The sequence below is a fragment of the Actinokineospora sp. NBRC 105648 genome (assembly GCF_030269645.1).
Taxonomy (GTDB): Bacteria; Actinomycetota; Actinomycetes; order Mycobacteriales; family Pseudonocardiaceae; genus Actinokineospora.
Window position 1 is genome coordinate 1 of sequence record NZ_BSTR01000041.1, and the last position, 21420, is coordinate 21420.

The window sequence follows — 21420 nt, forward strand, 5'->3', positions numbered from 1 at the left end:
AACCCACTGGGTGAACTGGCGACGCACCCACCAAGCACGCTCACGCTGGTTCCACAAACGCACCAGACTCGCCCGCGACATCGAGAACACCCAGGTCAGCTAACAAATGGCGGCTGCCGTACTAGGCAACCGCGTGGGGAAAAAGCGTGGGGAGAAGGGCATCCCCACCACAGGTCAAGTTTAGCGGTCGCCTCCCCCCACACGAAGGCAGTCCACCCAATCGAGCACATCCGTAGCGGGGCTGCCGGTACCAGCGGGAATGAGACTAAAGATTGAAAGATCAAGAGATTAGGGTCGGGACCGGGTGCGCGGGTCGGATGTGCGGGACTGGGGACTTGCGATTGGTAACTTGAAAATAGGGACTCGCGAGTGGGGATCGGGGATGGTGGGGAGGCGGTGGGAGGTGATGCTGCCTTGGGGTCGTTGGGGGCCGGTTGGTGAAGAGCGGGTGGTTGGGCTGTGTTCGGTGCTACCTGCTGGTGCCATTGGTCTATTCGTGGGTCTGATTTCCGCTGAACTTCCCCGATTGGCCTAGTTCCCTTGCAGGGAGCCAAGTCTGACGCGTCGCCCGCTCTGGTGTACAAACAGTGTCGTGGTCAAGAGACGGCGTTACGTGGCCCTGCTCGTCGTCGCCTGCGTATACGCGATGGTGTGGTGTTACATCGTTTTCGGTGCCGAGCGTGACGGGAATCAGCGAAGTGTCGATGCCTATGCGACCAATGTGACGTGTTCGCGCAACTGGTTGGTGCTCGGAGCTGCCTGGAGTTGTCAGGCCGATGTGGTGATCGGGGGGCGCAGTCACCCGTACAGCAGCTTTGCCTCGGCGTTGACCCCGGCTGATGTCGGGACGCCGGTGCCGATGAACCGCCTAGAGTCCGATGGCAGGCCCACCGACTCCTTCACGCCCGCTCGCGCGCGTCCGGAGTTGGGGCCGCTGGTGCCGGTGCTCTGGCTCGTGCTCGGTGGGGCGGCGTTGTTCGGTGCCGTCAAGCTGTGGCCGCGCAAGACGTCGGTCTGAGCGCGCGTCGTTCTCGGCTCGGCCTGTGTGTCGCCGACGGTGCCCGGTTGGTCCCGTCAGTCTGAGTCCGGCGTGGGTTCGGCCCAGCGGAACCAGGCCTGGTCGCCCTCGACGTGCAACAGGTAGTCCACCGGGCCCGTCGGGCCCACCAGGGTCAGGGTGTCGGTGATCTGGGCGTACACCCGCTCCCACTCCGCCGGGTCCCCGTCGGCCTCCAGCAGGGCCCACTCCCGGGTGAACAGGTCCCGGACCTCGGCGAACCCCGCTCGCGCGCGAACCGGCCGGACAGCCAGGGGAAGTCGGACTCGGTCACCGTGATCTCGCCCAGCACCTCCGCTCCCCGGCGCAGCTGCCAGGCCGATCCGACAGTCACGCCTGGTCGACCGGGATGTGCGCCCAGACCGTCTTGCCGGTCTCGCGCATCCGGACGCCCCAGTGGCTCAGCCGGTCGACGATCATCAGGCCGTAGCCCGGGCTCGGTCGCTCGGCCGGGCCGCCGTCGTCGACCTCCAGGAGCACCGTGGTGTCCTGGCTCACTCGCAGCGAGCGCGGCGGCTGGGCGTGCTCCAGTGCGTTGCTCGCCAGCTCCGTGCCCACCAGCGCCACCACGGCGACCGCGTCCTCGCTCAGCGTCACCAGCTGCTCGCGCAGCCAGGCGCGCAGCGTGGGCAGGACGGTGGCGGGGTCGCCCTCGAGGCTGTACGACGCGCCTGGCATGAAGCTCCCTTGATCATCGGGGTGGACACCGACTGCTTACCCGTTCGGACAAAATCTGACGCGACGACCGAACGGGGTTCGGTCTTCGGGGTGGTGTCCCGAATTCGAACCGGTCCGCTGGCACGCCTAGCCGTGCGCGGCGGCACGGCTATCATCTGCGCACTGGATGGTTGAGACCACAGCCTTCCGCCCGCGATGCGGCCCGGGAGACACGGTCACCCGCGCGCCGCGCCGACCAACCAGGAAGTCTGAGCAATGAGTCCCGAACCATCCCGGCCGCGCTGGTCGTTGCGCCGGTGGGCGATGTTGTCGTCACTGGTCGTGGTCGCCGTCCTGCTCGCCGCGATCGTCGCCGTCGGCGTGGCGGTGGCCGACCTGACCAGGGCCCGCACGCGGCTGCTTGACACTATCGGCCCCGCCGTCGTGGCCACCCAGCAGTTGGGCACGGCGCTGATCGACCAGGAGACCGGCGTCCGGGGCCTCGTGCTCAGCGCGCGCGGCGAGTTCCTCGAACCCTACCGCGACGGTCGCCCCCGCCAGGACGCCGCGCAGGTCCTCATCGGCAACGCCACGGCCGACGTCCCCGGGCTGCGCGCCGAGCTCGACGACCTCGACCGGACCGTGGCGGCCTGGCGCGCCGACTACGCCGAGCCCGCCATCGCCGCGGCCCAGGCGGGCGGCCCGGGGCCCTCGGCCGAGCTGGGCAAACAGCGCTTCGACACCATCCGCGGCGTGCTGGGGCGCCTGCAGGGCACGCTCGAGATCGCCCGAGCCGACGCGCGCGGCGACCTCAACGGTGCCGCGTCCCGGCTGGCGACCACCTGCGTGATCACCCTCGGCGGCCTGCTGCTCGTGGTCGCCGCGGCGGTGATCGCCTTCAGCGCCAGCGTCGTGCGGCCGCTCTCCCGGCTCACCGGGCACGTGCGCACGGTCGCGGGTGGCGACTTCGGCCACCAGGTCGCGGTGTCCGGTCCGGCCGAGCTGGTCTCACTCGGCCGCGACGTCGACGGCATGCGGCTGCGCATCCTCGGTGAGCTGGAGCGGGCCGAGGAGCGCAACGCCGCGCTGGACGCGGCCGGGGAGAACCTGCGCCGGTCCAACACCGAGCTCGAGCAGTTCGCCTACGTCGCCTCGCACGACCTGCAGGAGCCGCTGCGCAAGGTGGCCAGCTTCTGCCAGCTGCTCGAACGCCGCTACAGCGAGCGGCTCGACGACAGCGCCAAGCAGTACATCGCCTTCGCCGTCGACGGCGCCAAGCGGATGCAGGTGCTGATCAACGACCTGCTCGCGTTCAGCCGGGTCGGCAGGCACACCGGCAAGCACGTCGACGTCGACAGCACCGAGCTCGCCCGGCAGGCCACCGCCAACCTGGCCGACGCGATCGCCGCGGCCGACGCCGAGGTCGTGCTCGGCGAGCTGCCCACCGTGCACGGCGAGGCCGCCCTGCTCACCGCGGTGTTCCAGAACCTCATCGGCAACGCGGTCAAGTTCCGCGGCCCGGACCGCCCGCGCGTCGAGGTCGGCGCCGAGGCCGACGGCGACCGGTGGCTGTTCTCGGTCACCGACAACGGCCTGGGCATCGAGGAGCAGTTCGCCGACCGGGTCTTCGTGATCTTCCAGCGGCTGCACGGCAAGGACGCCTACCCGGGCACCGGCATCGGCCTGGCGATGTGCCGCAAGATCGTCGAGTTCCACGGCGGCACCATCTGGCTCGACACCGGCCACACCGAGGGCACCCGGTTCCGCTTCACCCTGCCCCGGACGGGCGGCGACGATGAGCGATGACCTGGTGGGCCAGCTCCTGGCCCTCACCCAGGCCCTGCTCGGCGCGGGCTCGGTGGCCGACGTCCTGGAGCGGGTCGTGCACACGACCAGGGACGTGGTCGTCGGCGCCGACCTGGTCAGCGTCACCTTGCGCGCCCCGGACGGCGCGTTCCACACCCCCGCGTTCACCGACGGGATCGCCGACCAGCTCGACCAACTCCAGTACGAACACGGCGAGGGCGCCTGCGTCGAGTGCGCCCGCCCGTCCGGGCCCGCCGCGGCGCACAGCCCCGAGCTCGCCGCCGACCGCCGCTGGCCCCGGTTCGGCCCCGCCGCGGCCGAGCTCGGGTTCCACTCCCTGGCCGCCGCTTCCTTACTGCCCGACGCCCGAGTCCCCCGCCTCTCCGGCGCCCTCAACGCCTACTCACGCGCCCCCGGCGCCTTCGACCAGGCCGACCGGGACGCGCTGCTGCTGCTGGCCACGCACGCCTCGCTCGCCCTGGCCACCGCCGAGGGACTCACCCGCGAGCAGCTGCGGATCGAGCAGCTGCGCGACGCCCTGGACAGCCGAGACGTCATCGGCCAGGCCAAGGGCATCCTGATGGCCCGCCGCGGCATCGGCGCGGACGAGGCGTTCGACACCCTGCGCCGCACCTCGCAGAACATCAACGTCAAGCTGCGCGACCTGGCGGCCACCCTGGTAGCCCGGCACCACACGCTGGACTGACCCGGGACCCGGGCCTCACCGGCAGCTGGGCCACTCGAGTGGCCCAGCTGCCGGCTTGATTGAGCCCCCGTGCTGCTGCTTAACACGCGAGGCTCAAGACCAGGCGATTCCGCTACGCACGAGGACGAGCGGGATATACCCACCAAACGATCATCTACACCCGACCGACACGGTCATTTCCACGACATCCCAGATTCCCCACCCGACCGCCCCCGGACAACCCGCGGACACCCACTCCGCGCACCCCTCCAGCCGCCCCCGAGCCCCCTCCACCCGAGCCAGCCGTGCTCGCCCCAGCCGCGGGTGCAGACCGGACCCGTCCAAGGTGGCCACAGCCGCCACCCCGCACCACCCGCTCACCCACAACGATCCACCTGATGCCCCGTAACGATCCACTTGATGCACTGTCCGATAGCGCCACCACCCGACCCCGCACCTCCATTGAGGATGGTCGTGGTCCACCGATGCCTCCGGCCAAGCGAATAGCCCCGCCCCACTCACCCACTTACCCGGACCCCCACCCCCACTCCGGACCCCGCTCCCACCCCCGTATCAAACCCGTTTCGGACCCCGCTTCAGACCCCGTTCCGGACCCCGCATCAAACCCCGTTCCGGACCCGCTTCAGACCCTGCTACCGACCCCGTTCCCGACCCTGCTCCGGACCCACCGGACCCCCCCTATAGACCCCTCCCACCGCATACACCCGTCTCCCCATCCCCGCTGGAACGTTCCAGAATCCCGCCCCCGCTGGAAAGCAAGGCCCACAACCTCCCTGCTCGATTGGGTGGACTGCCTTCGTGTGGGGGGAGAGCACCGCTAAACTTGCCGTGTGGTGGGGATGCCCTTCACCCGCCCTTTTTTCACCACCGCGGTGCTCTAGGGGCCCCACACGAAGGCAGTCCACCCAATCGAGCACCACCGTCTCAGCCCGGGTAAACCCAGGGGCCATCCACCCAATCGCCCCAGGCGCCATCGGCCCAAGGGCCCTTCACCCAATCGACCGAGGCGCAATCCACGTAATCGACCAAGGGCCGATCCGGCGACACGAGACCGCAACCCACCAGACCGCCGAACCCAAGCCCCCCAAGCACACCGCCCCAACCGCGCGAGCTCCCCCACCACCTGCACCACCGGGAACTGCGCGCACACCGCGTACCAGATCACCAGGCTCCACTTCGGCCCGCGCACCTCCCGCCCCAGCGCGCTGCGCCGACCCGCGAGGAACGCGCCCGCCGTGCTCAGCAGGCCGACCGTGGTGCCGAAGATGTCCATGTGCCCACAGTCGCCCGCTCAGCCGGATCCGTCTGTGCCACCTGGCAGGTCCCCGCCCTGATCACTCGATTGGATCACGGTGATCACCGTCACGCGTCGTCGTGCCGTCGACCGCGCCGGTCGGGCCCGCGGTGATGGCGACAACCGTGTCTCCACAACGGATCAGGTCACCCGGACGGACCAACACCTCCCCGGTCAGTCGTCGCCCGTTGTGGAACGTGCCGTTGCGCGACCCCAGGTCCGCCACCACCGCGCGCCCGCCGACGACCGTGATCGCCGCGTGCTCGCGCGACACCGCGCCGTCGTGGTGCAGTGCCACCTCCGCCGCCGCGTCGCGCCCGATCAACACCCGACCGGCAGCGGGCAACTCCCGCACGCGCGCCCGCCCGGTCCCGTCGACCCAGGTCAGCATGGGTCTGCCGGACGACGGCGGCCCCGGGGCGACCACCCGCAGCACCGTCGCCGTCCCCGCGTGCGCCAGCACCGCGCGCTCCAGGTCGCGCAGCGCGGAGCCCGGATCCACCCCGGCCTCGTCCGCGAGCACCCGACGCGCCTGTCGGTAGCGGTCGAGCGCGTCCGACTGCCGCCCCGCCAGGTACAGCGCCGCCATCAGATGTCCCCACAGCCTTTCCCGCAGCGGGTTGTCCGCGACCAGCCCCTCCAACTCGTGCACCAGCTGTGTCGCCGAACCCGCGCGCAGGTCGGCCGCCACCCGTGCTTCCACTGCCTCCCAACGCAACTCCGCGTAGAGCGCCCGCGCCGGGTCGAGCGCCGCGTGGTCGGGCAAGTCCGCGCAGAACTGCCCGCGCCACAACGAAAGCGCTTGCCGGTAACCGAAAGCGGCTCCGGTTGCGTCACCCGCCCGATCGGCGGCGCGGGCCAGGGCCACCGCGTCCTCGGCTGCGCGGACATCGACCACCGCACCGGTCAACAGATAGCCGGCAGGCGTGTGCCGCAGCAGGGCCCCGTGTTTTCCCAATGCCTGCCGCACCGTGTGAACGTGAACCTGGACCGTGGTCCGGGTAGCGGGCCGCCCGGTGTCGGAGTAGACCGCCTCGGCCAACCGGTCGCCCGGTACGGGCGTGTCCCCGGACGCCGCGAGCACGGCCAGCACCGCACGCGGCCGCACGCCCGCGGGCCCGGCCGCGGTGCCGTCGACCACCAACTCGACCGCCCCGAGCAGCCGAACCTCTACCGCCATGTGGGGCATGGTCGCAGGGCCTGAAGCGCGCCTGAAGCGCGGTGCGGTCTACTGACCGCCATGACCACCCTGACCGCGCTCGAAGAGGTCGTCGACCGCCACGGCCGCGCCACCCTCGCCGACCCGATCGCCCTCACCGGCGCGCTGCGCAGCCTGGCCACCCCACCCCCGGACGCCGACATCGCCGACCTGGCCGGTGTCTCCGCCTCAGGTGCCGTCGAACGGCTGCGCGCGGCTGTGGAGGCGGGCGCGCGCCCGCAGGAGGCTCGCGCGGAAGCGTTGCGCGGCACCACCGGAGACCGTGCGGAGTGGGCTGTCGACCAACTCGGCGCCGCGCTGGGCTACCTCCCCCGGGGTGCGGAACCTGTTGCCAAGCAGTCGAACTCCAACCGCACCCTCTTGATCGCCGCGCTCGTCGTGGTGTTGCTCGGCGCCGTCGGCACCGTGGTTGTGTTCTCCGCCAACCGCGACACGGCGTCGGGTCCCGTCGAGCCGACCGCCGCCGCACCGACTACCACGGTCGCGCCGACAACGACGACCACACCGCCGACCAGCAGCACCACGAACACCTCGAGCGCCACGACCCCGCGCGCGGCGTTCACCGACCCGGCGCTGCTCAAGGTGGCCGAACCGTACCTGGACCGCGCGGGCGTCAAGTGCGAGGTGGCCGACCCACAGGTGGGCGTGCAGGAGAGCGTCCTGTGCGACCTGGGTAGCGGGATCGCGGCCAGTTTCCGCAAACTCCTTGACCCGCAACAGCTCGACGCCCTGCGCGGTGTGCTGATCAACGACAACCCGAGTGCTCTGCCGGGGTCGGTGCGCAGCCTGCGCTGGGAGTACGTGCCCGGCAAGCCCGGGATCCGGACCGGCATCCCGGTGGGCACGCCGCGCAAGGGCGACGGTGCGCGGGTGCGCTTCCTCGACCCGGAGCACCAACTCTCCCGGCTGTACTTCGACGAGGACGCCACCGGGGTGGCGGTGCTGATGCAGGCGACCACCGACGACCAGCAGGTGCTGCGCGCCTTCTGGGCCGACCCGGACGCGTGAGGCCACTGTGGACGATCGACTGACCGAGGTGGTCCGGCGCTTCGGCAGGCACGCCCTGACCGACCCGGTCGCCCTCCGCGCGGCGCTGCGGGAGACCGGGAACCGTTTCACCGCAAGAGAAGTGGACGCACTCGCGGCGGTGGCGGGTTCGCCGGAGCTCGCCGCGCTGTCCACCGAATCGGATATCGCCTCTGTGGTCGCCCACTGGACCTCGGTGCCGGCTATCGAGGTCCAGTGGGCCCTTCGGGCGTTCCTGGCACCCGCCAAACCCTTGACCCGTCTCCTGACCGACCACGAGCAGACGCAGACCGACGAGTCCACCCGGGCGGTAGCAATCGAACAGGCAACCGAACACGTCCAAGACGCGCCGACGAGCAGGGTCGAACCGGCCGCGCAGTTGGCCGACACCGCACCCCCACTGGGGAACTACGCAGCCGCCCACCGGGTCACCTGGGAAGACGTCCCTACCCCCACGCGCACGCGGGTGGTGTGGCTCCCGATCGTCATCGTCGCGGTGCTGGCCCTCGTGGGCGGGGGAGTGTTCCTGCTCAACCGCGATACCGAACAGCCCCCCGCCCCGCCCCCGGACCGCTACGCCACCGATCAGGTCGCCGCGCGCTACCGCGCGCTGGGCGCCCGCCTGCTCGACGACGCCCTCCGCTGCGCCCAACTCCCGGCCCGCCCGAGCGAGGTGGAACGGGTCTCCTGCGACATTGGCACCTCCACCCTGACCCTGACCACCTACGACGCGCCGTCCCGCTTGGCCGAGACCCGCCGGTCCGAGGTCCCCGAGACCGGTGCCGTCCGCTCCGCCCGGGCCGAACAGCAGGGCGCGGGCTTCGCCATGGCCGAGATCGAGTCGGGCGCGGCCACGATCCGTTGGGACATCGACAGCCCGCGCCCGGTCAGCGCCAACCTCACCACCGACCGGGGCGGCTTGACCCCGATCCTCACCACCTACGACGCCCTCCAGTTCGGCGGCTTGGCACGCCCCGACCTACCCGGCCCCGCGTTCACCTCAGGGGTGCTGTGGGCGTTCGCCGAGAACCAGGTGATCAACGCCGAAAAGCCGCAGTGCCAACAGGTCCCGGTCGCCGCGGGCACCACCGAGATGGTCAAGTGCCCACTGACCGACGGCGGCATGCTCACCTTCGCCCTGGCGGCGACCAGGGCAGACCTGATCAAGCAACGCACCGAGAACGCCGCCGGCGGCGGCAAGGTCCCCGGCACAGTCCAAGTCCGCGCCTGGAACCACAGCACCGGCGGTGACATCACCGGCCAGTTCATCACCTTCACCACCGCCGACGACAAGTCCCCGACCATCTACTTCGACGACGACCAAACCCTCGCCTACGGCTACCTCTTCGGCGCCCCAGGCTCATCCCCGGAGGCCCTCGACGACCGCTGGCAACACGGCCGCTAGCGGCTCAGCCGAAGCGCATGGCGGTGAAGAAGTCGGCTACCGGGTCGCTGTCGCGGGGGTAGGAGACGGTGGGGCGCCCGTCCAGGATCGAGACCGTCGACTGGGTCTCGTCGGTCCACGCGTAGCGGGTGTTGTCGCCGAGGACGACGCACACCAGGGTGCCGTGGTGGCCGTCGCGTTTCCAGGTCTCGCGGGTGGGCAGGTCGGTCGGGCAGCGCCCCGGGCTCAGGCCCGCCGGGTCGGCGCCGCCCGCGGTGCGCAGGTAGTCGGCGGCGGCGGTCGGGTCGTCCAGCGCCGCGATCCGCAGGTCGCCGACGTCGGGTCCCGGGGCGCACACGACCTGGGCGCGCACCTCCTGGTTGGTCGACGACACCGGCGTGCAGGTGAGCCCGGCAGGCGTACTGCGCGCGACCCGGTCAGTGGGTGACGCGCCTTCCGGACGCAGGATCAGCGCGGCGCCGATGCCCAGCGCCGCCACGGCGGCCACCGCGATCGCGATCTTCGTCCACCGACCCTGAACCGCGCGGCGAGCACCAGCGCGGAACCGGCCACGCCCGGTCTGAACTGCGGGAACCGCCTGGGAAGGGGCGTCGCGTTGGATCTCCCTGATCCGCGCGCGGACGTCCCGCACCGTCGGCCGCGTCGCCGGGTCCTTGGCCAGCATGCCCGCCAGCAGTGAGTTGAGCGCGTCGGTCCGCGCGTCGTCCGCGACCAGGCGCGGGCTCTGAGCGTGCAGGTGCGCGGTGATCACCGCGGCCTGGGTGCCGGTGAACGGGACCTTGCCGGTCAACGCCGCCCAGAGCAGGCAGCCCAACGCGTACACGTCGGCGGCCGGGGTGGCGGGCTCACCCCGCAGGCGTTCCGGGGCGAGGTAACCGACGGTGCCGATCAGCCCGGACGTCTCGGACCCGGCGACCTCGGCCGAGCGGGCGATGCCGAAGTCGCACAGGTACGCGTGGTCGGCGTCGTGGTGCTCGGCGAGCGGGCGCAGCAGGACGTTGCTGGTCTTGACATCGCGGTGCACCACCCCGACCGCGTGCGCGTCCCCGAGCGCGGCGGCGACCTGGTCGACGATCGTGAGCGCCCGCGCGGGCGGCAGTGGCCCGGCCTTGAGGACGGTCGCCAGGTCCGGCCCGTTGACCAGCTGCATCGCCAGGTACAGCGACCCGTCGACGGCCCCGTGGTCGAAGACGGCGACCACGTGCGGCGAGTCCAGCCGGGCCAACGCCGCCGCCTCGCGGCCGAAGCGCTCCCGGTAGCCGGGGTCGGCGGCGAACTCGGGCGGCAGCACCTTCAGCGCCACCGCCCGACTCATCCGCCACTGCCAGGCGCGGAAGACCACCCCCATCCCGCCCCGCCCGAGCACCCCGTCGATCCGGTACCCGCCGAACTCCGCGCCGACCTCCGGCCCCATCCACACTCCTCACCCCGACGACCCGCCAACGCCCCAGAGCCCGGGAGCGCGATTCCACGCCACCACGGACCCAGCCCATCGGCCCGGCTGGTCCTCCGCACCGATCGGTCCCCCGTTCCGACTCGCCCTCCGAGTCTCTCGTTCCCGGTGCCGGATCAGCCCAGGAGGTGGCGGGAGGGGGCGTAGTCGATCTTCCAGTCGGCGTAGACGCCGGAGGTGCCGTCGGTTCGGCAGCGCAGGCCCAGGCTGATCCACCGGACCTCACCATCGGCGTGCAGGGCGAAGCCGACTGCCACGGCGAACGTGTTGCCCCCGCAAGGGCATTCGCACTCCACGAGTTCGCCCGCGTGCTCCGCGCTGTCGGCGATCGGCGCGAAAGCCCCGCACGCGACGCACAATCGTTCGGCGCAGCCCTCGGTGTCGTCGACGGCGACCCGGAACTCGGTGCCGCCGCAGTCCGCGCACACCGCCGGGACGACCACCGACACCGGGTAGCCGCCCGCGGCGAAGTCCCGGACGTGGTCGGCCAGCGGTTCGCTCATCGGCGAATCCTCCCACGGAGCGAAAACGGCGTCCCGCGATCCACTCCGCGTTCACCCGCGACCCCTAGCGTGCGGACGATCGCGCGCCCGGTGTGGGCCCGCGCCGCAGAGATCGGATCACGCATGAGGAGACCGCTGGCCATCGGGCTCGCCGCGTTCGCGGTGTGCTCGCTCGCCGTGCCCAGTTCCGCCGCGCCCGAATCGGACCGGGGTGGCCCGGGCCGCGCTGCGCTGACCCAGTTCGCGGCCCTACCCGCCGAGACCTACGTCTCCGCGAGCGACCCGTCCGGCTCCCTCCTCGGCACCGCGCCGGTCAACGGCATCACGCCGCCGTTCGCCGACCAGCCGGTGCAGGGCTTCAGCGGCATCGTCGGCAACCCCGACGGCACCTTCGAGGTGTTGTCCGACAACGGCTACGGCACCAAGGCCAACAGCGCCGACTTCGTGCTGCGCCTGCACCGGATCGGCCCGGACTTCCGCTCCGGCGCGGTGGACGTGCTGGGCGGGGTCAACCTGACCGACCCGAACCGCAAGGTCCCGTTCCCGCTCACCCGCCCGGACCGGGTGCTCACCGGCGCCGACTTCGACGTCGAGTCGATCGTGCGGGCCGCCGACGGCAGCTACTGGATCGGCGACGAGTTCGGTCCGTACCTGCTGCACTTCGACCGCGCGGGTCGGCTCCTGGCACCGCCGGTGCCGCTGCCCGGCGTGTTCGCGCCGGAGAACCCGGCCGGGACGCCGAACCTGTTGAGCAGCAAGGGTTTCGAGGGCCTCGCCCTCTCGCCCGACCGGCGCACGCTCAACGCGCTGCTCGAAGGCGTCGTCGCGGGCGACTCGGCGGGGTCGTTGCGGCTCAACGAGTTCGACCTCGTCCGAGGGGCGTACACGGACCGGCGGTGGACCTACCAGCTCGACGACCCGGCCTACGCGATCGGCGACGTGACCACTGTGGACCGCGACCGGCTGCTGGTCATCGAGCGGGACGGCGGTCAGGGGGCGACCGCCAAGGTGAAGAAGATCTACCTGGCGGACAAGCGGGACCGCGACCACGATGGGAAGCTGGACAAGACGCTGGTGGCGGACCTGCTGAATCTCGCCAACCCGCGGCACGTGGGTGGCTTCGCGGATCCGTTCACCTTTCCGTTCCAGACCATTGAGGATGTGGCGATCCTCGATGACCGGACGCTGGCTGTGCTGAACGACAACAACTTCCCGTTCTCTTCTGGGCGGACGCCTGGGAAGCCGGACAACAACGAGTTCATCACTGTTCGGTTGGGGGAGCGGTTGCACGCGGATCCTCGGGTGCTGCGTCCGTGATGTTCTCGATCTAGTGGGCTCGCTCCTGCGTTGCCTGGGTTGCTCGTTTTCGCGTTGCCGTCTTCGTTGCCCGGGTTAGAAGCGTGGGCTCGATCTAGTGAACTCGCTTCGTGTGGGGCCCCTAGAGCACCGCGGTGGGGAAAGAGCGTGGGGTGAAGGGCATCCCCACTACCAGGCAAGTTTAGCGGTGCTCTCCCCCCACACGAAGCGAGTCCACTAGATCGAGCATCCGTAGCGGGGCCGCCGGTACCAGCGGGGTCGGCCTCACCGCTGCGGAACCAGCGGGGTCGGCCCTTCCGCTGAGGTCTGGTGGTGGTAGTAGTAGTAGTGGGGCGGCCTCTCCGCTGCTATTGTTGTGGTTACTGGGTTCTGGTTGACCGTAGGACGCGCAGTAGGCTTTTTGCGCCTGCTGTTGTCAGGGGGTCTACCTGGTAGTAGTCGGCGATGCCCGGTAGGAAGCTCAGTGGGATCTCGTCGGGGGATCGGCCTGGCAGGACCACCGGTAGGACCTTGGGGGTCCACTGGTCTGGCTGGCGGTGCAGTAGGTCGGCCAGTCTGCGGTATTCGAAGAGGACGCCGAGGTTCTTGCCGGGTGGGAGAGTTCCGTTGCCTGCGGCCAAGTAGGACGGCGAGGCGACCGTGAGCACGTAGTCGGCTCGCATGATCTGGGTGTTGATCCAGGAGTCCCAGTTCCGGCGGACGTCGAGGTTCTGGCGGTCGTAGTGCACCGTGATGCCCTCTGTTCGGAGGAGGTCGCAGAGGGTTGCTACCGCTGCCTTGTGCTCTGGTGACTCGTGTGCGTAGGACACGAAGACCCGTGTATCGGAACCGTTCGTTGGCACTGCCTTGGAACCGTTGTCCTGCAACGTCTCCGGCGCTGTGGGCTCGGCTATTGCAGGCTTCGGTACTGTGGGCAAGGGGAGGACGAAAGCGTCCTTTCGGCCGGTCGGGCGCATTTTCAGTGCCGGATCTATTGACACGTGGTAGCTCCCCGATGCCACCACCGGTACCTCGACCATGTCCGGCGGTGTGAGCAGCACGAAACACGCGGTGTGTGCGCCGGTGGGGACGCCGCCGGTGTGGGTCCACTGGATGGAGTCGGTGCCGATGCCGGTGCAGTCGATCCGGGGCTCGAGTGCCGGTAGTGGGATCGCGCCTGTGCCTGGGATGAAGTCGAGGTGCGCGTTCAGGTCGTAGGTGGTCGCGGGTATCGGTCTCGTTATCGCGCGGGGGATGGCGTCTAGCACTGTGACGCCCGGAATCGGGAACTCGAACTTGATCTCGGCCCAGGCCGGTGCGGGTACTTCTGGCTCGATGGCGAAGTTGTAGTGCGCTCGTACCAGATAAGCGGCGTGTCCGGCCAGGTCCGTGGGGACCGGGTCGAGCTGGCGGACCCGCCAGCCGCCGAGTTCGATCAGGCCGAGGGGGATTCCGCTCGGTGCCGCCTCGAAGGACTTGGCCGCCTCGGTGAGGTGCAGAGGGATGGTGCCGAGCCTGTCCACGCGCGCCTCCGAATGGTGCCGGTCGCCGGCCGTACAGTATATGGTGACGGCGGTACCGGAGACGGAACAGGCGGTGTCGGGGACGTGGTCGCTGCGGAGCGGGACAGCCACGCGCGGGAGGTCGACCGGCGGATGGCGCTGGCCAGGGAGTGGGACGACCTGGTCGAGCAGGTCCGCCGGATCGAGGGTTTCCAGGACTTCCTCCGCCCGCCGCCACTGGAGTCGTTGTTGGGTGCGGCGGTCAACGGGCCGGTGGTCGTGGTCAACGTGAGTCGCTGGCGCTGTGACGCGCTGGTTGTCACCACCGCCGGGGTCGAGGTGGTCGAGCTGCCCCGCCTCACGGCGGCTGAGGTCGCGGAGCGCACGGCGGCCTTTTTGACCGTCCTGGGGGACCACGCCGTCGCGGATCTCTCATTCGCGGCTGCGCTGCGTGCCCGCGCCGACTGGTTGGCGGAGCGCGAACGCATTCTGCGAGCGACCGTGGAGTGGCTCTGGGACACTGTCGCCGAACCGGTTTTGGGCGCCTTGCCCAGGGATCACGCCCGGGTGTGGTGGTGCCCGACCGGTCTGCTCACGCTGTTGCCGCTGCACGGTGCCGGTTACCACTTCGACGGTAGTGGTCGTACTGTCCTGGACCGGGTCGTGTCTTCGTACACACCTACCTTGCGGGCACTCGCCGGTCTGACTGAGCCGTCCGAAAAGGATGATAGCCCGCTGCTTTTCGTCAGTGTGCCAGACGTTCTCGACCAGGTTGATCTGGCGAGCGATGTCGCGCGCGAGTACGACTTCCTGCGTGAGACCTTCCCGCACGGTCTCACCAGCATCGGTGGCTCCGCCGCTACCGTCGCGGCTGTGCGGGCTGCCATGGCCGATCATCGTCGGGTCCACCTGAGCTGCCACGGTCACCAGGACCTCAATGACCCATCCGCCGCCGGATTTCTCTTGTCTGACGGGACTCTCACCATCGCGCTGCTCAGTGCGGCCCGCCACGGCGGTGACTTCGCCTTCTTGTCGGCGTGTCGGACCGCGACGGGTGGCGTCGACCTCCCCGACGAGGTGATCACCCTCGCCGCGGCGCTCAGCTATACCGGGTATCGGCACGTCGTGGGCACCCTGTGGTCGGTTGACCCCGCGATCGCGGCGGAGGTCACCACCGCCGTCTACCCGGAGCTGGTGGTGGATGGGGAGTTCACTCCCGATCGTTCGGCCACGGCCCTGCACAGTGCGGTTCGCGCGTTGCGTGACAGCGGGCGCTCGATGGACGACTGGCTCCCGTTCACCCACACCGGCCCATGAGCGCGGACCGCGCGCGGTGGCTGCGCCTGGTGGAGTCGCGGGTCGAGCGGTTCGCCGAGGACCCGGCGGTCGTGCTCGGCCCCGAAGCGTTGCGGGAAGCGGAGAATCTGTTCGCGGCTGCCGAACCTGATGTCGAGGCTGTCGTCGCAGTCGCCTGGTTGCACTGGCTGCGTGTAGATTTGCTACCGGCGGACGAGGCCGAGGTCGAACTGGAGCGGGCGATCTCCCTGTTCACCGAGGTTTGGGACCTTGCCCCGGACAGTGTGCCTGTCGAACTGCGGGACGTGCTCGGTGAGGATGCGGGGGTGGCCGAGTTCCTGCTCTACCTGGCCGATGGTGATGCCGATGTCCTCGATGTCGCCGTGGACAGGCTCCGGGAGTCCGCTGACGCCGATCCGACGATCGCTGCCAGGAGTGGGAACCTCGCGGCTGCCCTGTGCGAGCGCTTTGTGCTTGCGGGGCGGGAAGTAGACCTCGATGAGGCAATCGCGGTGGCTGCCCGTGCGGTGGCTGCCGCCGAGCCGGGATCGCGCTCGCGGGGCGGTGTGCTGGCCACCTCAGCCGCTGTGCTGCGCGCCCGCTATGAGAGCCGGGGCGAGGTCGCCGATCTCGACACCGCCGTCGCGCAGTACCGTGCGGCGGTCGGCGACCCGGACGACCCGGCGGCGACGAACGCCATCGTGCTGACGAACTTGGTCACGGCCTTGGTCACCCGATTCGAGGCGCACGGCGAGTTGGCCGACCTCGACGAGGCGATCAGCACCGCGCGCGCCGTGACCGATCCGATTGGCGACACGTGGTCGGCGCTCGGACTCGCCCTGCGCACCCGGTACGACAGAACGGGTTCGGTAGCGGATCTGGACGAGGCGCTCGTGGCCGCGCGGAAGGCGGTGCGGGAGACCGAATCCGAGGGCGACCACGCGGGCGCGTTGTCTTGCCTGTCGGGCGTCCACGGTGCCCGTTACCGACTCCACCAAGACCTCGCCGAGCTCGACGCCGCCATCGAGACCGCGCGGGCCGCCGTGGCCGTGGGAAAGGGGGCGCATCGGGAGGTGTACCGGTCGAACCTGGGCGACCTGCTGCACGACCGCTTCACCGCGACCGCGGACGAGGAAGACCTGGCCGCCGCGATAAACATTCTGCGCCAAGCACTCCAGGGCACACCAGACCTGAGCCCGCACCGACCCAGCTGCGTCGCGAACCTCGGGCAGGCCATGCTTTCCCGCTACGAGCGCCAAGGCACCGCCGCCGATGTCGATGAGGCGGTAGTCCTCGCCAGGCAGGGCGTTGAGCTGGCTCGGCTGGACAACATGGACGGGCCGCGGATCAGGGCCCTGCTCGCCCAGGCTGTTCAGGCTCGGTTCGAGGACCGCGGTGCGGTCGCAGACCTGGACGAGGCTGTCGAGTTGGCCCGTTCGGCACTCGGGTCCGTTGCGCGTGAGCACCCCGAATACCCGACATACCTGGGAATCCTGGCCACCGCGCAGTGGGCCCGCTTCCCGTGGACCGCTGATCCGGCCGACCTCGAGGAGGCGGTCGAGGTGGCTCGCGCGGCCGTGGAACTGGCCCGTACGAACGAGGACCGGGCCGCTCACGAGTCGAACCTCTCGGTGGTGCTCGGTTCCCGCCACGAACTCACGGGTCGACCCGCCGATCTGGAAGAGGCGGTGGCCGCGGCTCGTCGTGCGGTCGGTGTCACCGCGCCGGGTAGCCCCGCACTGGCCCGCAGACTTGCCAACCTCAGCGCGGTTCTACGTTCCCGCTTTGAAGACCTCGGTTCGATCGAGGACATCGATGAGGCCGTAGTGTGCGCGCGGGCCGCAGTTGCGGTAGCGCCCGTGAAGAGCCCGGAACGCGCGGCGTGGTGGTCGACCCTGACCGGCGTCCTGCAGAGCCGCTACGGACAATCAGCCCAGCTCGCCGACCTGGACGAGGCTGTCGACGCCGCGCGGGAGGCCGCGCGCACGACGCCGCCGACTGCCCCCGCCTTCGCCGGCAGACTCAGCAACCTCGGCAACGCACTACTCCGTCGGTCCGGCGAACCAGCAGACTTGTTGCCATTCTTGGCTTCGCCCGGTGTGGAGTCCACTGTGTCCGATGATCTCATCGAGGCTGTTCAGGCCATGCGCGACGCGGTCGCGGCCGTGCTGCCCGGCGCGCACGATCACGCCGCGCTGTGTGCGAACCTGGCGATGACCCTGCTCAGCCTGTACTACGCCACCGGCGAGAGCGCGGTCCTCGAGGAGTCGGTCGAGTGGGCCCGGCGGGCGGTCGAGCGGACCACGGCCGACCAACCCGATCTGGCCCTGCACCAGGCCGACCTCGGTGTCGCGTTGGCCGCGCTCGCTGCGGTGACCGGTGCCGAGGACGTGCTCACCGAGTCTCTGGCGCTCTTGAGGCAAGCCGCGGGCGTGCGCACCGCGCCCCCGTTGATCAGGATGGTCGCGGCGCGCAGGCGAGGTGAGGTGGCGGGCGGGGCGGGCAGGGTGCCGGAGGCGGTGGCGGGCTTCACCGAGGCGGTTCGCCTGCTGGGCGTGACGTCCTGGCACGGCTTGGACCGCCGGTCCCGGGAACGGCACTTGGCCGCTGCCCTAGGCCTGGCCACGGATGCGGGCGCCTGGGCTATACACAGTGGACAGTCAAGTCTATCCGTCGAATTGCTGGAGTCGGGGCGGTCGGTGCTATGGAGCCAACTCCTTGATGCCGCGCCGGACCTGACGGCGGTGACCACGGCCGATCCAGCGCTCGGCGCGCGGCTACTTGAGGTTGGCCGCCTGCTGAACAGGGAGTTGGGCCATCGTGACCGACCTTGACGCGCTGCGGCAACGGGTTGCGGACTACTTCGCGGGTGACGCCGACGCCGTGCTGGGCGACGCCGCGGTCGCCGAAGCGGGTGCGTTGTTGGCGACGGTGCTGGACCAGGACACAGAGGAAGAGGTCTACGTCGACGTGTTCCAGGCCGTCGCGCTGCTGCACTGGTGCCGCTTCCAGGCCACGGAGCAGGCGGACGACTTGGCCGTGGCCGTGCGGCTGTTCTCCTTCCTCGCGGAGAAGGACGTCGACTTGACCCCGCTTGAGATCCGCGGCCACCTGGACATCGGCTCTGGCCCCGGTGTGCTCCCGGCGAGTGGCACCCAGTGGGCGGTGCTCGCGTTGCAGGGCGGCGACCCGGCGGCGATCGACGAGGCCGTCGAGATCCTCCGGGCCGCGTTGGCTGACCCGGCTGACCCGTATCGCGACAGGTACCTGGTGAACCTCAGCGCGGCCCTGCTGTCCCGCGCGCGGCGCTCGTCCGCACTGGCCGACCTGGAGGCGGCGATCGCGGCCCTGACCGATGTGATTGCTCTCGGTGGCCCAGAGCTGCTGTCGCGCATGGTCGACCTCGCTCTGCTGTTGCGCGACAGATCTATCCACACAGGACAGAAGAGTCATGCGGACCAGGCGGTCGATGCCTGCCGGGCGGCGGTGGCGGCGGCTGGCGGGCCCGATGCACTGTCCACCCTGAGCGGAACCCTGGTATCCCGTTTCGAACTGACCGGAGATCCGGAGGACCTGCACGAGGCGATCGCCGCAGGTAGGGCGGCGATCGCCGCCGATTCGGGCGATCGTCGCGTGCGTTTGCTGGCCAACCTGGGCGGCGCCCTCCGACTCCGCTTCGACCGCTCCGGCGGCCTGCGCGACCTGGACGAGGCGATCGAAGCGTGCCGGTCGGCGGTGGCGCTGGCGGATTCCGACGACCCGTACCTGGCTGTCTACCTGTCCAATGTGGCCACTGCGTTGGCGGTTCGCGCGCCACACGCGGATCACCCGACCGACCTCGACGATGCCGTGGTCGCCGCCCGGGCCGCGGTGGAGGTGACACCGGTCGGCCATCCAGAACGAGCCAAGTACCTATCCACTTTGGGCAACACGGCGTCCTTGCGGTTCGAGCGAACAGGCGACCCGGCGGATATCAAGACGGCTGTCGACGCCGGGCGGGCCGCACTGGAGCTGCTGTCCGCGGACCACCCGGCGCGGCCCGCAGTGCTGTCCAACCTGCAGAACGCGTTGGCGGTCCGGTACGAGCTGGCGGGCGACCCCGCGGACCTCGACGCCGCCATCGCGGCGGTGTCGGACGCGGTCGACTTGGTCCCGCCGGGCCACCCGGGCCGAGCCGCCTACCAGTCGAACCTGGGGTTGGGACTGTGGACGCGCGGGGCCGAGGACGACAGGGCCCGAGCCATCGCCGCCTGGCGATCAGCCGCCGAGGCCCAGGCCGCCCCGGTGGCAGTCCGCCTGAAGGCGGCGGGCCGCTGGGCAGAGGCGGCCACCAGCGAGGGATCGGTGTCCGCTGTGGACGGGTACGCCACCGCCATCTCCCTGCTCCCCCTGCTGACCTGGCGCGGAGTGACCCGTCGCGACCAGGAGCGAGTGCTCGCCGGCATCACTACGTTGACCGGCGATGCCACAGCCGTGGCGACCGAGAAAGGCGACCTGGGCCGAGCGGTGGAACTGATGGAACAGAGTCGGGCGGTTCTCTGGTCGCAGTTCCTCGACCTGCACACTGACACCACCCACCTGGAAGAAACGGCCCCCACCCTGGCCCGCCGCCTAGTGGAGATCCGGGAGCAACTCAACACGCCTTGGCCGGAGCCGAGCCCTGGACGGCCGATCGACTGAGGTGGGAGCGAAGTGAAGGTGAACACTGTTGTCGCCGCCAACGCCCCAGCCCACCAAGCCCCTCTCCGCACCTGCGGGGCTGTTCCGGACACTGCGGTCCCGATAGGCCCACCCCGCCGGCACACAAGTGGATCCCGACCCCGCTGGCACACAACAGGATCCCGACCCCGCTGGCACACAACAGGGTCCCGACCACGCTGGTACCGCCGGCCCCGCTACGGATGCTCGATCTAGTGGACTCGCTTCGTGTGGGGGGAGAGCACCGCTAAACTTGCCGTGTGGTGGGGATGCCCTTCACCCCACGCTTTTTCCCCACCGCGGTGCTCTAGGGGCCCCGCACGAAGTGAGTTCACTAGATCGAGCCCCCGTCCTCACTCGGGCAACGAAGACGGCAACGCCAAGGCGAGCCCACGCTCAAAAACTCGAGCGACGACTCAAGCGGCCCAGGCCCTACTCCCCACGCCAGCCGGGGCTGCTCCCGCAAAGCGGTCCAACTCTTTCCGCCCGTCTCCAGTCCACCCATTCGCGCCGCCCAGTCTGCCCTCATTGCCACCCTCGCCCCCAGCAGCTACCCTTCAACCAAGCAAATGCTTGCTTTGCTGTCGGAGGTGTCCATGCACTACGCGGTCCTGGCTCCCGTTGGCGCGGGTACCACCGCCGACCCCCGGTGGATCATGGGCTTCACCCGGCACGCCGAGGAGTGCGGGTTCGAGTCGGTCGTGGTGGTCGAGCACACCGTCGTGGTGGCCGGGTACGAAAGCGTCTACCCCTACGCCGGTTCCGGTCGGATGGAGCTGCCCGACGACTGTCCCATCCCCGACCCCCTCGACCTGCTCGCCTTCCTTGCGGGCGGCACCGAGCGGATCGGGTTGGCCACCGGCGTGCTCGTCCTGCCCAACCACCACCCTGTGGGGCTCGCCAAGCGGATCGCGACCGTTGACGCGCTCTCCGGTGGTCGCCTCCGCCTGTGCTTGGGTATGGGCTGGATGCGCGAGGAGATCGAGGCGTGCGGCACCGACTTCGCCACTCGCGGGAGGCGGGCCGACGAGCAGATCGACGTCCTGCGTGCTCTCTGGGCCGACGGGCCGACCTCGCATGACGGGGAGTTCTTCCGGTTCGCCAACGCCATGAGCTACCCCAAACCTGTTCGCCCGCAGGGGGTTCCGCTGCACATCGGCGGCCACTCCAAGGCCGCCGCCCGCCGCGCCGGGCGGCGGGGTGATGGGTTGCAACCACTGGGCGTCGCGGGCGAGGAACTGCGCGAACTGGTCCAGCTCATGCGCGTCGAGGCCGAGCGGGCCGGACGCGACCCCGACGCCCTCGAGCTGACCCTCGGTCACCTCGCGGGTCGGATCACACCGGAGAAGTCCGCGCGACTGGCCGAGCTGGGCGCGGACCGCGTCCTGCTCACCACCACGCCCACCTCCGACCTTACCGAGGCCCGGGACGAGCTGTCCGCCTGCGCCGACCGCCTCGGCCTGCGATGAGCGCCGGGTTGGCCGACCTGGTGGCCCGGTACG

General features: G+C 70.3%; 16 protein-coding genes. 10 read left to right on the top strand and 6 right to left on the bottom strand.

Annotation, left to right across the window (positions count from 1 at the left end):
- The first annotated feature begins 592 nt into the window (after positions 1 to 592).
- A complete protein-coding gene (locus tag QSK30_RS27565; protein WP_285507158.1) occupies positions 593 to 1018 on the top strand; it encodes a DUF6346 domain-containing protein in 426 nt (141 codons plus the stop codon).
- 56 nt (positions 1019 to 1074) lie between these two features.
- Here QSK30_RS27565 and QSK30_RS27570 read toward each other — a convergent pair whose 3' ends face one another.
- Positions 1075 to 1200 (bottom strand): hypothetical protein, encoded by a 126-nt coding sequence (locus QSK30_RS27570; protein ID WP_285507160.1) that lies wholly within the window; start codon positions 1198 to 1200, stop codon positions 1075 to 1077.
- Positions 1201 to 1387: 187 nt separating this feature from the next.
- Entirely contained in the window at positions 1388 to 1735 is a 348-nt protein-coding gene (locus tag QSK30_RS27575; protein WP_285507162.1) for an ATP-binding protein, read from the bottom strand.
- Positions 1736 to 1990: 255 nt separating this feature from the next.
- Between QSK30_RS27575 and QSK30_RS27580 the strand changes: the two genes are divergently transcribed.
- Both QSK30_RS27580 and QSK30_RS27585 read left to right on the top strand, forming a co-directional pair.
- A complete protein-coding gene (locus QSK30_RS27580) occupies positions 1991 to 3520 on the top strand; it encodes a sensor histidine kinase (protein WP_285507165.1) in 1530 nt (509 codons plus the stop codon).
- Positions 3510 to 4226 carry a GAF and ANTAR domain-containing protein gene (locus QSK30_RS27585; protein ID WP_285507167.1) on the top strand — a complete coding sequence of 239 codons (717 nt, stop codon included), beginning with the start codon at positions 3510 to 3512 and terminating at the stop codon, positions 4224 to 4226. The genes QSK30_RS27580 and QSK30_RS27585 overlap by 11 nt, the downstream gene beginning before the upstream one ends.
- Before the next feature lie 1334 nt (positions 4227 to 5560).
- Here the strand turns inward: QSK30_RS27585 and QSK30_RS27590 are convergent.
- Positions 5561 to 6700 carry an AfsR/SARP family transcriptional regulator gene (locus tag QSK30_RS27590; protein WP_285507169.1) on the bottom strand — a complete coding sequence of 380 codons (1140 nt, stop codon included), beginning with the start codon at positions 6698 to 6700 and terminating at the stop codon, positions 5561 to 5563.
- 60 nt (positions 6701 to 6760) lie between these two features.
- Here QSK30_RS27590 and QSK30_RS27595 point away from each other — a divergent pair, with 60 nt between their 5' ends.
- Together QSK30_RS27595 and QSK30_RS27600 are read left to right on the top strand one after the other, a co-directional pair.
- Positions 6761 to 7747 (top strand): hypothetical protein, encoded by a 987-nt coding sequence (locus QSK30_RS27595; RefSeq protein WP_285507171.1) that lies wholly within the window; start codon positions 6761 to 6763, stop codon positions 7745 to 7747.
- A 7-nt stretch (positions 7748 to 7754) separates the two neighbouring features.
- Positions 7755 to 9170 (top strand): hypothetical protein, encoded by a 1416-nt coding sequence (locus QSK30_RS27600; RefSeq protein ID WP_285507173.1) that lies wholly within the window; start codon positions 7755 to 7757, stop codon positions 9168 to 9170.
- A gap of 4 nt (positions 9171 to 9174) precedes the next feature.
- Here QSK30_RS27600 and QSK30_RS27605 read toward each other — a convergent pair whose 3' ends face one another.
- Together QSK30_RS27605 and QSK30_RS27610 are read right to left on the bottom strand one after the other, a co-directional pair.
- The gene (locus tag QSK30_RS27605; protein ID WP_285507175.1) at positions 9175 to 10584 is read right to left on the bottom strand and encodes a serine/threonine-protein kinase; all 1410 of its coding nucleotides are present in this window, start codon (positions 10582 to 10584) and stop codon (positions 9175 to 9177) included.
- Positions 10585 to 10739: 155 nt separating this feature from the next.
- Positions 10740 to 11126, bottom strand: a complete 387-nt coding sequence (locus QSK30_RS27610; protein ID WP_285507176.1) for a hypothetical protein — start codon at positions 11124 to 11126, stop codon at positions 10740 to 10742.
- A gap of 123 nt (positions 11127 to 11249) precedes the next feature.
- Between QSK30_RS27610 and QSK30_RS27615 the strand changes: the two genes are divergently transcribed.
- The gene (locus QSK30_RS27615; RefSeq protein ID WP_285507178.1) at positions 11250 to 12443 is read left to right on the top strand and encodes an esterase-like activity of phytase family protein; all 1194 of its coding nucleotides are present in this window, start codon (positions 11250 to 11252) and stop codon (positions 12441 to 12443) included.
- 359 nt (positions 12444 to 12802) lie between these two features.
- Here the strand turns inward: QSK30_RS27615 and QSK30_RS27620 are convergent, their stop codons facing one another.
- On the bottom strand, positions 12803 to 14056 hold the full coding sequence (locus QSK30_RS27620) for a toll/interleukin-1 receptor domain-containing protein (protein WP_285507180.1): 1254 nt from the start codon (positions 14054 to 14056) through the stop codon (positions 12803 to 12805).
- A gap of 117 nt (positions 14057 to 14173) precedes the next feature.
- Between QSK30_RS27620 and QSK30_RS27625 the strand changes: the two genes are divergently transcribed.
- From QSK30_RS27625 to QSK30_RS27640, 4 genes are all read left to right on the top strand, one after another.
- A complete protein-coding gene (locus QSK30_RS27625) occupies positions 14174 to 15241 on the top strand; it encodes a CHAT domain-containing protein (protein ID WP_285507182.1) in 1068 nt (355 codons plus the stop codon).
- Entirely contained in the window at positions 15238 to 18054 is a 2817-nt protein-coding gene (locus tag QSK30_RS27630; RefSeq protein ID WP_285507184.1) for a tetratricopeptide repeat protein, read from the top strand. Before QSK30_RS27625 ends, QSK30_RS27630 begins: the two co-directional genes overlap by 4 nt.
- Positions 18041 to 19900: a hypothetical protein gene (locus QSK30_RS27635; protein ID WP_285507186.1), complete on the top strand. Its 1860-nt coding sequence runs from the start codon at positions 18041 to 18043 to the stop codon at positions 19898 to 19900. Before QSK30_RS27630 ends, QSK30_RS27635 begins: the two co-directional genes overlap by 14 nt.
- A gap of 614 nt (positions 19901 to 20514) precedes the next feature.
- A complete protein-coding gene (locus tag QSK30_RS27640) occupies positions 20515 to 21387 on the top strand; it encodes an LLM class F420-dependent oxidoreductase (protein ID WP_285507188.1) in 873 nt (290 codons plus the stop codon).
- Positions 21388 to 21420: the final 33 nt, after the last annotated feature.

Excerpts from the sequence above, each read along its gene's own strand:
- QSK30_RS27590 (WP_285507169.1), bottom strand. The coding sequence starts at position 6,700 with ATGGCGGTAGAGGTTCGGCTGCTCGGGGCGGTCGAGTTGGTGGTCGAC.
- QSK30_RS27640 (WP_285507188.1), top strand. The coding sequence starts at position 20,515 with ATGCACTACGCGGTCCTGGCTCCCGTTGGCGCGGGTACCACCGCCGAC.
- QSK30_RS27585 (WP_285507167.1), top strand. The coding sequence starts at position 3,510 with ATGAGCGATGACCTGGTGGGCCAGCTCCTGGCCCTCACCCAGGCCCTG.
- QSK30_RS27605 (WP_285507175.1), bottom strand. The coding sequence starts at position 10,584 with ATGGGGCCGGAGGTCGGCGCGGAGTTCGGCGGGTACCGGATCGACGGG.
- QSK30_RS27595 (WP_285507171.1), top strand. The coding sequence starts at position 6,761 with ATGACCACCCTGACCGCGCTCGAAGAGGTCGTCGACCGCCACGGCCGC.
- QSK30_RS27575 (WP_285507162.1), bottom strand. The coding sequence starts at position 1,735 with ATGCCAGGCGCGTCGTACAGCCTCGAGGGCGACCCCGCCACCGTCCTG.
- QSK30_RS27580 (WP_285507165.1), top strand. The coding sequence starts at position 1,991 with ATGAGTCCCGAACCATCCCGGCCGCGCTGGTCGTTGCGCCGGTGGGCG.
- QSK30_RS27610 (WP_285507176.1), bottom strand. The coding sequence starts at position 11,126 with ATGAGCGAACCGCTGGCCGACCACGTCCGGGACTTCGCCGCGGGCGGC.
- QSK30_RS27615 (WP_285507178.1), top strand. The coding sequence starts at position 11,250 with ATGAGGAGACCGCTGGCCATCGGGCTCGCCGCGTTCGCGGTGTGCTCG.
- QSK30_RS27630 (WP_285507184.1), top strand. The coding sequence starts at position 15,238 with ATGAGCGCGGACCGCGCGCGGTGGCTGCGCCTGGTGGAGTCGCGGGTC.